This is a genomic window from Aneurinibacillus uraniidurans (assembly GCF_028471905.1).
In the GTDB taxonomy this organism is placed as follows: domain Bacteria; phylum Bacillota; class Bacilli; order Aneurinibacillales; family Aneurinibacillaceae; genus Aneurinibacillus; species Aneurinibacillus uraniidurans.
The window spans coordinates 704,547-718,132 of sequence record NZ_CP116902.1; the positions used below are offsets into that span (position 1 = coordinate 704,547).

12 protein-coding genes are annotated in these 13,586 nt (G+C 47.0%); 10 read left to right on the forward strand and 2 right to left on the reverse strand.

Annotated elements, in window-relative coordinates:
* The first annotated feature begins 20 nt into the window (after nucleotides 1–20).
* The gene (gene murJ / locus PO771_RS03585; protein WP_272561911.1) at nucleotides 21–1,613 is read left to right on the forward strand and encodes a murein biosynthesis integral membrane protein MurJ; all 1,593 of its coding nucleotides are present in this window, start codon (nucleotides 21–23) and stop codon (nucleotides 1,611–1,613) included.
* On the forward strand, nucleotides 1,610–2,530 hold the full coding sequence (locus tag PO771_RS03590) for an SDR family oxidoreductase (RefSeq protein ID WP_272561912.1): 921 nt from the start codon (nucleotides 1,610–1,612) through the stop codon (nucleotides 2,528–2,530). The genes murJ and PO771_RS03590 overlap by 4 nt, the downstream gene beginning before the upstream one ends.
* Here the strand turns inward: PO771_RS03590 and PO771_RS03595 are convergent.
* Both PO771_RS03595 and csaB read right to left on the reverse strand, forming a co-directional pair.
* The gene (locus PO771_RS03595; RefSeq protein ID WP_272561913.1) at nucleotides 2,445–2,756 is read right to left on the reverse strand and encodes a hypothetical protein; all 312 of its coding nucleotides are present in this window, start codon (nucleotides 2,754–2,756) and stop codon (nucleotides 2,445–2,447) included. The two genes, PO771_RS03590 and PO771_RS03595, sit on opposite strands and share 86 nt — an antisense overlap.
* A gap of 120 nt (nucleotides 2,757–2,876) precedes the next feature.
* Nucleotides 2,877–3,986, reverse strand: a complete 1,110-nt coding sequence (csaB, locus tag PO771_RS03600) for a polysaccharide pyruvyl transferase CsaB (protein ID WP_272561914.1) — start codon at nucleotides 3,984–3,986, stop codon at nucleotides 2,877–2,879.
* A 151-nt stretch (nucleotides 3,987–4,137) separates the two neighbouring features.
* Here csaB and PO771_RS03605 point away from each other — a divergent pair, with 151 nt between their 5' ends.
* The 8 genes from PO771_RS03605 (at nucleotide 4,138) to uvrC (ending at nucleotide 13,578) form a co-directional block, all read left to right on the forward strand.
* The gene (locus tag PO771_RS03605) at nucleotides 4,138–5,814 is read left to right on the forward strand and encodes a long-chain-fatty-acid--CoA ligase (protein ID WP_272561915.1); all 1,677 of its coding nucleotides are present in this window, start codon (nucleotides 4,138–4,140) and stop codon (nucleotides 5,812–5,814) included.
* 186 nt (nucleotides 5,815–6,000) lie between these two features.
* Nucleotides 6,001–6,591: a fatty acid metabolism transcriptional regulator FadR gene (locus tag PO771_RS03610; protein ID WP_272561916.1), complete on the forward strand. Its 591-nt coding sequence runs from the start codon at nucleotides 6,001–6,003 to the stop codon at nucleotides 6,589–6,591.
* Nucleotides 6,592–6,692: 101 nt separating this feature from the next.
* Nucleotides 6,693–7,478, forward strand: coding sequence for an enoyl-CoA hydratase (locus PO771_RS03615; RefSeq protein WP_272561917.1), 786 nt, complete (start codon nucleotides 6,693–6,695; stop codon nucleotides 7,476–7,478).
* Nucleotides 7,479–7,501: 23 nt separating this feature from the next.
* Nucleotides 7,502–8,266 carry an electron transfer flavoprotein subunit beta/FixA family protein gene (locus PO771_RS03620; RefSeq protein ID WP_272561918.1) on the forward strand — a complete coding sequence of 255 codons (765 nt, stop codon included), beginning with the start codon at nucleotides 7,502–7,504 and terminating at the stop codon, nucleotides 8,264–8,266.
* Between the two features lie 21 nt (nucleotides 8,267–8,287).
* Nucleotides 8,288–9,262, forward strand: a complete 975-nt coding sequence (locus tag PO771_RS03625) for an electron transfer flavoprotein subunit alpha/FixB family protein (protein ID WP_272561919.1) — start codon at nucleotides 8,288–8,290, stop codon at nucleotides 9,260–9,262.
* A gap of 192 nt (nucleotides 9,263–9,454) precedes the next feature.
* Nucleotides 9,455–10,870, forward strand: coding sequence for an anion permease (locus PO771_RS03630; protein WP_272561920.1), 1,416 nt, complete (start codon nucleotides 9,455–9,457; stop codon nucleotides 10,868–10,870).
* Between the two features lie 146 nt (nucleotides 10,871–11,016).
* Entirely contained in the window at nucleotides 11,017–11,334 is a 318-nt protein-coding gene (gene trxA, locus PO771_RS03635; protein WP_272561921.1) for a thioredoxin, read from the forward strand.
* A gap of 444 nt (nucleotides 11,335–11,778) precedes the next feature.
* A complete protein-coding gene (gene uvrC / locus PO771_RS03640; protein ID WP_272561922.1) occupies nucleotides 11,779–13,578 on the forward strand; it encodes an excinuclease ABC subunit UvrC in 1,800 nt (599 codons plus the stop codon).
* Nucleotides 13,579–13,586: the final 8 nt, after the last annotated feature.

Below are 13,586 nucleotides of genomic sequence, written 5' to 3' on the forward strand. Positions count from 1 at the left end.
CGGTAAGGAGATTGAAATACATGGCTCAAACAGTCGTACGTTCCGCGATGATTATTATTGCGGTGACGCTTCTCGGACGGGTTGTCGGCCTGTTTCGTGAGATATTACTTGCGGACCAGTTCGGAGCGGATTGGGTGACAGATGCGTATGGCTTAGCCTATACAATCCCAAGTACGATTTTTTTATTCGTTCCAGGGGCGCTGAATGCTATTTTTGTTCCTTCATTAAAAGCCATGATGGTGCGAGGGGAGGAAGCAGAAGCACGGGCGCTGTTTCGTAAGATGCTGACTGTTACGACAGTCATCTATTTTATTATTATGATTGCAGGCCTTATGTTTTCACGCCAGATTATTGAGGCGCTGACCTTCATGCAGCATGCATCGTCAGCGATCGAACCTGGGCAGCGTGCGAAGCAGATCGAGCTGGCTGTAAAGCTATTGCAGCTTATGTGGCCGTCTGCGGTCTTTATTGCGTTGCTTGGCGTATTTCAGGCGACGCTAAATGCACATCAGCAGTTTTTTATTCCGAATGTGAGTACGGTTGTGAACTCACTTGTCATATGTGCTGCGTATCCGCTGCTTGTGCCAGCGTACGGAATTAGCGGGGTAGCAATCGGGACATCGCTTGGTTTTTTGTTTGCGGCACTTTCGATGATTCCATCGCTTCGCAAACAGAACTATTCTTTAGTACCAGACTGGCGGTTTAATACGGATGAGATGAAGAAAATAGGAGAGCGTTTCATTCCGATTATGTTTGGTTCGCTCATTACGCAGGTATATAGCTTCATTCAACCGGTGCTGTCAGCCGGGCTTGGAGAAGGGACTGTGGCCGCACTCCGGTTCGCTAATAATATTTACCAGCTCCCAATGGGGATTTTTGTTGCGGCGTTTACGCTGCCGATTTATCCGTATCTTGTCGAGTATTACACGAAAGGCGAGATCGGGCGGATGAAGCAGTCCGTTTCGGAAGGGATGCAGTATTTGTTTATTTTGATGCTGCCAGTGATTACCGCAATGGTAGTCATTCCGGATCGGCTTGTTTCGCTTTTGTACTACCGGGGCGGAAGTGGAGAGTTTACGGGCGAGGCTATCCATCTGACAGCGGTCGCATTGCTATATATGAGCCTTGGACTATTCTTTCTGGCAGCCCGTGACTTGCTGACGCGTGCATGCTATGCCATGGAGAATACAAAAGTAACGGTAATTGCAGCAATGGTAGGTATTGTGGTTAATATTGTATCAAGCTTACTGTTTATTCCATATATTGGACATGGAGGGGTGGCGCTCGGAACATCTGTGGGCTCGCTTGCTAATATGCTTCTCCTCGCGCTATTTTTACGACGTACGATCGGCCCGTTTATGTTGCGATCCTTCTGGCTTACGGCTTTGAAGACATTGATTGCTTCTGCGATAATGGGGACGGTTTTGTATACCGCGACAGCATTCGTTACGATTCCGGGCGTTATGCTCGAGAAGTTGTATATTATAATCCTGATTGGGATTGGAGCGGGTCTTTTTTTCGTGGTGCTTATTGTATTGCGTGAACCGCTTGCCCTGCAGATTATCGAGCGTTTTGCCGGAAAACTACTGAAAAGAAGAAGGGGTACAAAATGATGAAAGTATTAGTGACAGGTGGGGCAGGCTTCATCGGCTCGCACATTGTGGAACAATGTCTGGAAGCTGGATATGAAGTATGTGTACTAGATGATCTTTCTACAGGAAAAGCTGAACAGGTAGATGCACGTGCTATCTTGTATCGGACAACTCTTACATCACCCGATGTGCTTTCCATCGTAGAGAAAGAAAAGCCGGACTATATTATTCATCACGCAGCCCAGAGTTCTGTTCCCGTTTCGCTGAAAGACCCGGTTGGTGATGCAATGTCGAATGTGGTAGGAACGGTGAATTTGCTGGAAGCAGCTCGCCTGCATGGGGTTAAAAAGGTTGTGTATGCATCATCCGCTGCAGCATATGGAGAACCGCAGTACATGCCGCTTGATGAGGATCATCCAAAACAGCCGCTGTCACCGTACGGCGTAACGAAGTTCGTACCGGAGTTTTATCTGCACACTTATCATCATTTGTACGGTCTGAATTATACGGCCTTCCGGTATGCCAATGTATATGGCGAGCGTCAGGACCCGAAAGGCGAAGGTGGCGTCGTATCAATCTTTGTAGACCATGCGATTGCCGGAGAAGGGCTTGTTATATTCGGGGATGGTGAGCAGACGCGGGATTTTGTGTATGTGGGTGATGTAGCGCGGGCGAATGTTATGGCGCTTACAGCAGCCGATAATGAGATTATGAATATTAGTACAGGCACAAAAACGAGCGTGAACGAACTCGTCACGCTCCTTGAAGAATTGATGGGAAGCCCGCTTAACGTACGCCACGATGCGCCGCGTGAGGGCGATATTTTACACAGTTATCTCGATCATGCGAAAGCTACTGAAGTGCTGGGGTGGACACCGGCGTATTCACTGCGTCAGGGATTGGAAAAGACACTACGCTTTTATCGAACTGAATCGTAAAATCAGTTAGAAGATCAAGCGCCCAGCTATACAATTCGTCATGGGTGTCTCCCATAAAGCTTGCAAATGTATGCTCATACGGTGAGTGCTGATCATAGGAGATAAAAGAAACGATCCAAAAGCGGCTTTGTGGTACGATTTCGAAACGGATACTAGCACCGGCACGTTTTTTCCAGGAGAACAAGTCGAACAAAATTTGCACATTAGCCTGTCCATACTTTTTCATAAAAAAATTCCCCCTTTACGTCAGTCGTGAAGGGGGAATTCTTGTTTTAATATGCTGTCTCCTGCCCACCTGCCAAAACTAGTGGCAAGTAGGCAAAAGTAGTGGTAATTCGACAGGAAGCTACAGTTTTTTATGAATGTGAAGCAACTGACGGGCAAGCTCGCTGCTTTTCTCGGCTTCATGGATAAGATCTTTCATGCCGGATTGAATACGGGCGCGCGTTCCGGGAAGATCGCGTAACAATGGCTCTACATTAGCCAGTAGATCGCGCCAGCGTAGATCTTTAATATGACCGGCAGATTCCATGTTGAGACGGCGCACGAAGCGATCCATTTTTGGATCATACGAGACTCCAGCAAACGGGATACTCATAACAGCCGCCAGAATAACAGAATGCAGGCGCATGCCAAGCACGAATTGAGATGCCCCAATAAAACTGAAAATTTGTTTGAAATTCATTTTTTCTTCAATCAGCACCGCTCCTGGCTCTTGCATAAGCTCCAAGATATCCCAGGAAGGACCAACGTCTGCTGGGTTTTGCATCGGAAGGAAAAATACATCCCAGCCTCGGCGGATCGCCTCATCGGCGAAGCGGGCGATTTCTGTTTTATAAGCCTGTTCATTTTTCCATGCCCGCACCGAGATGGCCATAACAGGGCGGGTGGAGTGCGGTTTATATTTTTGGATGATCGTTTTTCCGAATGTCGTATCGACGTTCTGTGGATTAATTGTTACAGCCGGATCAGCTGTGACATGAATCGGAGCCTTTACGACACCAAATGATTTAAGATCTTCTCCTGACTGCTCGTCCCGTACCGTGATAACGTCAACCCGGTTCACAATAGAGCGGATCAGGCGCTTGCTGAGCGTACGGGTAATAGGCCCGATGCCTTGCGCATAAAAAATGACCGGCTTGCCGAGTAGTTTGGCCATCATGACAATACCGAGATAGTAGATTACGCTCCGGGGGCTTGTCGCATCCTGAAGCAGACTGCCGCCTCCCATAACGAGCAGATCAGATTTTTTCAGTTGATGAATAATAGAATTCATCCGCCAGCGGTTAAAAGCAGGTATCCCAAATAGCGCTTGCGTTTCCGCAGGCGTATTAGAAAGTACGGCCAGTTCTGCGTCAGGCATATGTTTTTGTAGAGAGGTAATGATTCCATACAGCACGGTATCGTCCCCGGCGTTATCGAATCCGTAATACCCTGAGATCAGTATTCTTGCCATGAAAGCGACCTTCTTTCAAACCGAACTAAACATGTACACTTTAGTATAACAGGTTGCCTCGGATAAGGAAAGTTGTGGGTTAGAAGTAGAACGAAAACAAGTACTGAATATACATAGAAGGGAACAAATCGAGATCAACGAGGTGAGTAAGATGACGGAACCTTTGTTTCCCTGGCAGATGCATTACCCATCTGATGTACCGTTTTCACTGTCGTATCCGTCTGTTCCGCTATATGAGTTCCTGCTTGGATCTGCTAGGGAGTACCCGAATGCGGAAGCTTTGTTTTTTATGGGCAAACGAATTACGTATGAACAGCTGCGAAATGATTGTTTTCGTTTTGCGGCAGCGCTCGTGCGTCTCGGTGTGCAGCGGGGAGACCGGGTTGCGATTATGCTGCCGAATGTTCCACAAAGCGTAATTGCCTACTATGGCACCTTAATGGCAGGAGCTGTTGTTGTGCAGACGAACCCGCTTTATACAGAACGTGAACTTATGCACCAGCTTGTAGATGCAGAGGTGGAAACCATTATTTGTCTTGATCTATTGTATGCTCGTGTGGAAAATGTGCGCAATCATACACCACTTCGGCGCATACTCGTGACCGGAATTCCCGATTATCTTCCCCTTGGAAAACGATTATTGTACCCGCTCGTACAAAGGAAAGCTCGTCCGCCTCGTATCCCATACAACGCTGAGAACTGTGTATATGCCTTTGTTGATTTGCTTCGGAAGGAATATCCTGATTTTACGCCTGTTTCGGTGACATCAGATGATCTTGCAGTTTTACAGTATACAGGTGGGACGACGGGCGTGGCCAAAGGGGTTATGCTCACGCACGCTAATCTCGTAGCTAATGTGCTGCAATGTAGGGCTTGGTTTTCTCGTTCCAGATTGGCAGGGGAACGATTTCTTGGGGCTGTGCCGTTTTTTCATGTATATGGCATGACGGTAGTGATGAACTTTGCGACTCATCTTGCTGCCAGCATTATTCTTGTGCCGCGCTTTGAGGTTTCACAAATTCTAAAGCTTGTGGATAAGCAGAAGCCAACCGTATTTCCTGGCGCACCGACGATGTATGTGGGGCTTTTGAATCATCCTGATGCGAGAGCGTATGATTTGTCTTCTATTCAAGCGTGTATTAGTGGTTCAGCTCCGTTACCGATAGAGGTGCAGCAAGCATTCGAACGGCTGACGAATGGAAAGCTGGTAGAAGGATATGGACTTACCGAATGTTCGCCTGTAACGCACGCCAATCCGATATGGGGGCGTCAGGTAATAGGCAGTATTGGCGTGCCGTGGCCAGATACGGAATGCCGCATTGTTGACCTGGAGACGGGTGAAGAATGTATGCCTGGGGAGATCGGGGAGTTGTGTATCCGCGGCCCGCAGGTGATGAAAGGATACTGGAAGCGGGAAGAAGAGACAAAAGCAAGCTTTCAGGACGGATGGTTTCGGACTGGAGATATCGCACGCATGGATGAGGCCGGATACTTTTATATTGTCGATCGGAAGAAGGATATTATCATTGCCGGCGGTTTTAATATTTACCCGCGGGAAGTGGAAGAGGTGTTATATGAGCATCCGGCCGTGCGAGAAGCCGCGGTAGTTGGAATACCAGATGCTTATCGAGGAGAGACCGTGAAGGCATTTGTTGTAGTACGTGAAGATCAGCTGCTTACGGAAGCCGACCTGAATCAGTTTTGTCGCGAGAGGTTGGCGGCTTTTAAGGTGCCACATGTATATGAGTTTCGTACAGATTTGCCCAAGACAGCGGTTGGGAAAATTTTGCGTCGTACATTAGCAGAGGAGGCGAAAGAAGAGGAGTAGAGGCCGAACTTCCGCGCCGGAAATACCCGGCGCGGTCCTACTCGTACAAAAGTAAAAAAATACTCTTACTCAGGAGGAGAAAAAGATGAAATATCGAAATTAATTAAACATTGACAATCCTGCGTTTTTTAAATAAACTTTATTCGAGTGAATGCTCATTCATTTAGGTTGAACTGAGGGAAAATTATGGCGAAGAAAATGGGAGAGAAGTATCAGGCTATCATCGATGCTGCTGTCAGAGTGATCGCTCAACATGGCTATCACCAAGCACAAGTATCCAAAATCGCCAAAGAAGCATCTGTGGCAGACGGGACGATCTATCTGTATTTTGACAGCAAGGAAGATATACTGATATCACTGTTCCGCGAGAAAATGGGGCTGTTCATCGAGACGATTTGGAAGCGCATTGATCAGTTTGAACGGGCGGAGGACCAGCTTCGTGAGTTAATTTACCTGCATTTGTGGCAGCTGTCACAAAACCGAGACTTTGCGGTTGTAACACAAATTGAGCTTAGGCAATCCAATCCCAAAGTACGAGTGGGAATTAACGAAGTGATCAAAAAATACCTGAACATGATTGATCAGATTGTGCTGCTCGGCAAGCAACAGCAGGTGTTTCGCGCTGATGTTGAGGAAGCGATTGCACGTAAGATGATTTTTGGCACGCTTGATGAAGCGGTTACATCATGGGTGATGAATGAACGAGAATATGAGCTGGTTGCACTTGTTGATCCGCTGCATAATTTGTTCGTTCATGGCTTAAAAAACATAAAATAATCTTAAAATATGCATTTGTTTAAAAAATTCCTTAAATTTTAAGGAAAATCAATTATAATTAGGTTGTCATTAATTTGCAGTTGTGGAGGGAGAGAACTAGGATGGAGTTTACTAACGTGACGCTGCACATAGAAAATCGTGTTGCTTACATTACCGTAGATGTCGCTCCGGCGAATACGGTAAGCTCCGCCACGCTTTCCGGTCTGGAAGCGGCATTTAGCCAGGTCCAGAACGACGCAGAAGCGAAGGTTGTTGTCGTAACAGGCGCAGGTCGTTTCTTCGTTGCGGGAGCTGATATTAAAGAGTTCACAGGCGCGTTCGACGACACAGAGAAAGCCGAACAGATGGCTCGCTACGGTCAGAAAGTATTCGATGCAATCGAGAACTTTCCAAAACCTGTGATTGCCGCTATTAATGGTGCGGCTCTCGGTGGAGGACTAGAGCTAGCAATGGCATGCCACATGCGCTTTGCTGCTGAGAACGCACTGCTTGGTCTGCCGGAGTTAAAGCTCGGATTGATTCCGGGATTCGGTGGTACGCAGCGGCTGGCCCGCCTAACTGGCAAGGCCAAAGCACTGGAACTCATTATGTCCAGTGAATTTATTAATGGCAAGGAAGCCGAGCGCATCGGGCTTGTAAATCGTGCATTTGCACTGGAAGTGCTTATGGAAGAAGTGAGAAAGTTCGCTGAAGCACTTGCTTCAGACAAAAGTGCCGTTTCGATGCGTGCAGCACTTGAAGCAGTTACCTATGGTCTCACTGAAGGTCAAAAGAGTGGGATGAACCGGGAAGCCGAACTGTTCGGCCAGTTGTTCGCTACTGCTGACATGAAAGAAGGCGTCAACGCTTTCATTGAGAAGCGTCAGGCTGAGTTTCAGGACAAGTAATCATTATAGGTAGGAGGATTCTCATGAATATCATAGTATGCCTAAAGCAAACATTTGACACAGAAGAGAAAATCGTGCTTCAGGGTGGCGCAATCAGCGAAGACGGTGTAGAGTTCATCATCAATCCATACGACGAATATGCAGTTGAAGAAGCGATTAAGCTGCGCGATGAGCATGGCGGGGAAGTAACCGTTGTGACGGTAGGTCCTGATCGTGCGGAGAGTGCACTGCGCACAGCGCTTGCAATGGGAGCAGATAAGGCTGTCATCGTAGAAGATGAGGATGGCAACTACGACGAATATAGTGTAGCGAAGATTCTTGCGGCTGTAATTAAAGACCGCGATTACGATATTATTATTGGTGGAAACATGGCAGTTGATAATGGGGCAGGCCAAGTAGGTCCACGCCTTGCCGAAGAGCTGAACATTCCACAAGTTACAACCATTACGAAGCTTGAAGTAGCAGGCGGTAAAGCGACAATCGAGCGCGATGTGGAAGGTGATCAGGAAGTAGTGGAAGTATCACTTCCGGTGCTCGTAACGGCGCAGCAAGGCCTTAACGAACCACGCTATCCTTCTCTGCCAGGGATTATGAAGGCGAAGAAGAAACCAATGGAGCGTCTGAGTGTAGAGGACCTCGAGCTTGACGGCGATGTGGCAGCGAAAACAGCTGTGATCGAAACATACTTGCCGCCGAAAAAAGAAGCAGGTCGTGTACTGAGTGGCGACGTGACGGATCAAGTGAAAGAATTAGTCCAACTTCTTCGCAGCGAAGCGAAAGTAATCTAAGGATGGGGGAGGAAGACGTCCATGAGTAAAAAAATTCTTGCAATTGCAGAAGCACGTGATGGTAACCTGCGTAATGTATCATTTGAGGTGCTCGCAGCAGCGAAGCGCGTAGCAGGTGGCGGCGAGGTAGTAGCTGCTGTATTAGGAAGCGATGCGGCGAAATATGTAGAAGTACTCGGTCAGCACGGCGCTGCTAAAGTATACGTAGTAGCAAACAGCGAACTTGACACATATACAACAGATGCATACGCACAGGCGCTTCGTCAGGTAGTGGATGCGGTGCAACCGGACGCAATCTTCATGCCGCACACAGCGATCGGTAAAGATGCGGCTCCGCGCCTTGCAGCTCGTCTTGGTCTTGGCCTTGTATCGGATGCAATCAATGTAGAACTGGACGGGGATGCAATTGTGTTCACACGTCCGATCTATGCAGGGAAAGCATTCGAGAAGAAAAAAGCGGTATCCGGTACAGCGTTTGCGACGATCCGTCCGAACAACATTCCGGCGGAAGAAGCGGGCGCATCTACAGCCGAACAGGTTGATTTTACAGCTGAAATCAAAGATCTGCGCACTGTTGTAAAAGATATTGTCCGCAAAACAGCGGGCGGTGTAGACTTGTCAGAAGCAAAAGTAGTAGTATCTGGCGGTCGCGGTGTTAAATCTGCCGAAGGTTTCAAACCGCTGCAGGAACTTGCTGACGTTCTCGGTGGCGCAGTGGGCGCATCTCGTGGAGCGTGCGATGGTGAATATTGTGACTACTCGCTTCAGATTGGTCAGACAGGTAAAGTAGTAACGCCGGATCTGTACATCGCAGCTGGTATCTCCGGTGCGATTCAACATCTGGCGGGCATGTCTAGCTCAAAAGTAATCGTAGCGATTAACAAAGATCCAGAAGCTCCAATCTTCCAGGTAGCAGACTACGGCATCGTAGGCGATCTGTTTGAAGTTGTACCGCTTTTGACAGAAGAATTTAAGAAAGTGCTTGTACAGGCATAAGAAAAAATCTATATATGCTTTGAGAAAAGAGTGTTCCAAAAATAACTTTTGGGCACTCTTTTTTTGTATAAAAGAGATAAACAGTCAAGGTCACTTAAAAATAATTTATTCTTAAACTTTCCTTTTTACCTAAAAACGTGCAAAATATAAAAGTATTTCTTGAAAATAGCTGCTTTAGGAGGAAAAGAGAAAGTGACGACATCAGGAGAAATCAAAAGAATTCCTTTACTGATCATGATAGCAGTGGGGATAATGGTATGGCTTGTAGGGCCGCCAGCAGGGGTGAAACCGGAGGCATGGCATCTACTGGCGATTTTTGTAGCGACGATTGTAGGGTTTATTATAAAACCTATGCCAATGGGAAGTCTTTCGATCCTGGCGATTACCGCTACCGTCATTACTGGAATACTGCCCTTGAAAGTGGCACTGTCTGGATTCAGCAACAGCACCATCTGGATCATCGTATGCGCTATTATTATTTCACGAGGCGTTACGAAAACAGGATTAGGTGCTCGGGTTGCTTATATATTTGTAAAGAAGTTCGGAAAGAAGACGATTGGTCTTTCGTATGCGCTGGCATTCACAGATTTTGCGCTCTCTCCGGCTATGCCAAGTAATTCAGCTCGTGCTGGGGGCGTGATTTTTCCGATTATCCATTCCTTATCTGATTCTTTTGGTTCTAAACCAGAAGAAGGAACAGAAAGAAAGATTGGCTCATTTTTAACGCTTACGGCGTTTCAGGTCAATGTGATTACATCTGCTATGTTCATGACAGCAATGGCAGCCAATCCTCTTGCTGTATCACAAGCAAAAGAGGCAGGGGTGTCTATTACATGGGGAAGTTGGGCGTTGGCTGCAATTGTCCCAGGACTTGTGAGTCTGTTGGTTATTCCATGGTTTATCTATAAAGTATATCCGCCTGAGATTAAAGAAACGCCGGATGCTGCGCAATTTGCAACGGACCAATTGAAGAAGATGGGTCCCATGAGCAATGTGGAAAAGCGGATGGTGTTCGTGTTTGGTACAGTGCTGTTATTGTGGATTTTTGGTGAAGGAATTGGAATTGATGCTACTACAACTGCGATTATCGGTGTCTCGCTGCTGTTGCTTACACAGGTATTGACCTGGGGAGATGTCACGGGAGAAAAAATGGCATGGGATACACTGGTATGGTTTGCAGCTCTTGTCATGATGGCCACACAATTAAACCAACTCGGCCTGATCCCGTGGTTTAGTAAGACGATGGGGCATCAAGTAGCTGGCCTGTCAGCAACGACAGCTTTTCTTGTACTCATTCTTGCGTATTTCTACAGTCATTATCTGTTTGCAAGTGCAACGGCTCACGTTAGTGCGATGTATGCTGCCTTTCTTACGGTCGCGATTACAACCGGTACACCAGGCATGCTGGCGGCTTTAATCCTTGGCTTTTTTAGTAATTTATTTGGCTCCATGACACACTACGGATTCGGACCGGCTCCGATTTTATTCGGTCCAGGGTATGTATCTGAGGGGAAATGGTGGTCCATCGGCTTTATGATCTCCATTATCAATATTGTCATCTGGCTTGGAATTGGTCTTGTTTGGTGGAAAGTAATTGGTTTATGGTAAAAAGAGAGCATGTAAGCATTGGATAAATTTCCGGAGAGATGGTATTATACTTTTAGTGACATACTCTTAGTGGTATATCATCATTGTGTAACAAGATTTATCGTGAAGAAATACAAGGATACGAATATACAAGGAGGAAACTTTACATGGCAATCGTAAATGTAACCGACAATACGTTTCAAACAGAAGTAGAAAGTGGTGGCACAGTCCTCGTTGACTTCTGGGCACCATGGTGCGGACCTTGCAAAATGATCGCTCCGGTACTTGAAGAAATCGATGGCGAAATCGGCGGTAAAGTAAAAATTGTAAAAGTAAACGTAGATGACAATTCGGAATCTGCACAACGCTTTGGTGTTATGAGTATCCCAACACTCATGCTCGTAAAAGATGGCCAAGTTGTTGACAAAATCGTTGGCTTCCAGCCAAAAGAAAACCTGCTTAACGCAATCAACAAACACCTGTAAGAAGCGCATCAAGTAAAGAAGGTGTCTCAAAGTCATGTAAATGACAGCGAGGCACCTTTCTTTTTGCTTTTAAAAGAACTATGAGTAACTGATGAACGAGAAGCTTGTTTAATGATCTGATTGACAAAGCGTGTCGGGAGCAGCGGCGAGAGAAGCAGGGAACGCCTGTATGCGATCACCCAGAGAAGGAAGGCAGGCAAACGTGCCTTTGCCCGCAAGCAACAGAGCGAAGCATCCTGCTCACGCTTTGCGGGCGAGTTTGCCGGACTTCTGGAGCGGCCAGAATCAGCTTCCCTGCGAGCATACTAAAGTGACAGGCTTCTCTCGCCGCTGCTCCTCCACTACACTTTTTTCAATCACTGACCTATCAAACAAACTTGTAGAGCCAGCTAGTTGAGAACACACCTTCCCATGTTGTAACATACAATCAGGGAGGACGAAACCATGAACACAATCAAAGAAAAATTAGCGCTCCTTCCCGACAAACCCGGTTGCTATCTCATGAAAAACACCGAGGGCATCGTGATTTATGTCGGGAAAGCCAAAGTATTAAAAAACCGTGTCCGCTCATATTTCACAGGCAGTCATGATGGCAAGACACAGCGTCTTGTACAGGAGATTGCTGATTTTGAATATATCGTTACCTCATCCCCGATGGAGGCGCTGCTGCTTGAATGTAATTTGATCAAGCAATATGATCCGCGCTATAACATCTTGCTGAAAGATGACAAGACGTATCCATATATTAAGATTACGAATGAGGTGCATCCGCGCTTAGAGATTACCCGTAAGGTGCTCAAAGACGGAGCGAAGTACTTTGGCCCATATCCGAATGCCGGAGCCGCACAGGAGACGAAGAAGCTGTTAGATCGGCTATATCCGTTTCGTAAATGCAAGCATATCCCGAAGCAGGTGTGCCTGTACTATCATATGGGACAGTGTCTAGCACCATGTGAATATGAAATGGATACAGCACAGTACAGCGAGATGATTGAACAGATCACCCGATTTTTGAACGGGAATTATACGGAGATCAAAAGTCAGCTACAGCGGCAAATGGAGCAGGCAGCTGAGAATCTGGAATTTGAGCGTGCTCGCGACTTGCGCGACCAGATTCACTATATTGATGCGATTCTGGAGAAACAGAAGGTGACATTTGCCGATAACGTAGACCGTGATGCCTGGGGATATTATACGGATAAAGGCTGGATGAGCGTGCAAGTATTCCACATTCGTCAGGGCAAGATGATTGAGCGTAATGTCGCGTCTTTTCCGTACTACGGGGAGGAACATGAAGACTTTATCTCGTATGTTGTGCAGTTTTACTTCGAAGAACATATACGCCCGAAAGAAGTGCTTCTGCCATCTGCTGAAGGAAGCGAGGGGCTGGAAGAATGGCTGGGTTCGAAACTGCTTGTCCCACAGCGCGGTCCGAAAAAACAGTTGGTTGATATGGCAAACGAGAATGCGAACATTGCGTTAAACGAGAAATTTGCACTGATGGCGCGTGATGAAGCGCGTACCGTGCAGGCGGTAGAGAAGCTAGGGGAAGCGATTGGGATTGGATATCCGAAGCGAATCGAAGCGTTTGATAACTCTAATATTCAAGGAATTGATCCGGTTTCTGCGATGGTTGTGTTTACGGATGGAAAGCCGGATAAAAAAGAATATCGCAAGTATAAAGTCAAAACAGTCGTAGGCCCAGATGATTATGGGTCCATGAAAGAAGTGATTCGCCGCCGTTATACACGTGTGCTGAAAGAAGATTTGCAGATGCCCGACCTGATTGTAGTCGATGGCGGTAAAGGCCAAATCTCGGCCGCTGTTGACGTGCTGGAAAATGAACTTGGTCTCTATATTCCGGTATGCGGACTTGCTAAAGATGACCGACACCGCACGTCCCAGCTGCTTGTCGGAGACCCGCCGCTACCCGTTGCATTGAAGCGGGACAGTAACGAATTCCACCTGTTACAGCGCATTCAGGATGAAGTCCACCGCTTTGCGATTACATTTCATCGCAATACACGCGGCAAGACGATGTTCAAGTCACAGCTTGATGATATCCCGGGAATCGGAGATAAGCGTAAGAAACTGCTGCTGAAGCATTTTGGTTCTGTCAAAAAGATGAAAGAAGCGAGCCTTGATGAGTATAGAGGACTTGGCATTGGGGATAAGTTGGCCCGGACGATACTTGCCCATTTGCGCGGTGCTTCAGACACAGAAGAGGGAGCGATAGACAAATAAAGGGTTGC